General features: G+C 69.9%; 1 protein-coding gene. It reads right to left on the reverse strand.

All coding sequences use genetic code 11. From position 1 onward, the window contains the following. Positions 1-935 (reverse strand): transposase (locus AB0I73_RS41500; RefSeq protein WP_363045550.1); only part of this gene is annotated, 935 nt, incomplete at its 3' end. Positions 936-1000 lie beyond the last annotated feature (65 nt).

Genomic DNA, 1000 nt, shown 5'->3' on the forward strand with positions numbered 1-1000 from the left:
TTGGGGCCGTCGGGGGCACAGGTCTCGGTCAGATGAGCGGCGAACCCCTTCCAGCTGATGATGTGTCCGTGGCGCGCGTAGCGGGCCGACGTGTCGTAGGGAGAGACGATCGCCCGAGATGAGGGCGGCAGCCCCGGCCCACCGTCCTCGTCGGTGCGCCAGAGCAGGCGGCCCGCAGCGTCGCGGTAGTAGTTCTGCATCACTACCTGGCGCAGGGCCTGGACGCGAGGACCGAACGCCCAGTCCGTCCCGTGCCGGTAGAGGTGTTCCAGGAGCCGGACGGCGTCGTTGCCGGTGGCCAGGATCCTGGTCTTGGGCCGGGTGGGGTTCTTGCCCAGACGGACCGGCCGGCCGTAGCGGCGCCCCCAGTCCTCATCGACCAGATCGTCCAGCAGATGACCGGCGGTGCCGGCGACTTCTTCCAGCGCCGCGCGGACCGTCTCGGTGATCAGTTCCAGGCGGGTCAGGTCGCGGACCGCGGCCAGGACGTGGGTGGAGTCAGTGCGCTGCGTGGTGCGCTCACGCACCAGCCCGGCCTCCTTGAGACGGGCCAGCGCGAGGTCGAGGAGGAGGTCGGCGCGGTTGCCCTCGGTGAGACGGTCACGGAAGTCGGCCAGCACGCTGTGGTGGAAGCCGGGGTCGTCCAGCTCCATGGCCAGGGCGTACGTGAAGTCGATACGGCAGCGAACCGCCTCGGCGGCCTGCCGGTCCGACAGACCGAGCAGGAACTGCAGCACACAGACGGTGGCCAGCTGAGCAGGCGAGAGACCCGGACGCCCGTCACGCGGATACCAGTCGGCGAAGTCCTCGTCGCGCCACAGCCCATCGAGCCGGTCGCGCACCCATATCGCCGTCGTGCCATCCGGGTTGCTCGCCCGCGCGATCTGCGCGGTCAGAGGCGGGACTTGCTCACCGGAACGGGGACGGAGGGACAACGGGCACCTCGACGGCTGCATCGGTTATCGGAACCACCCGAGCATGCCCGTTGATCACGCTGCCG

Source organism: Streptomyces sp. NPDC050388 (assembly GCF_040655635.1).
Taxonomy (GTDB): domain Bacteria; phylum Actinomycetota; class Actinomycetes; order Streptomycetales; family Streptomycetaceae; genus Streptomyces.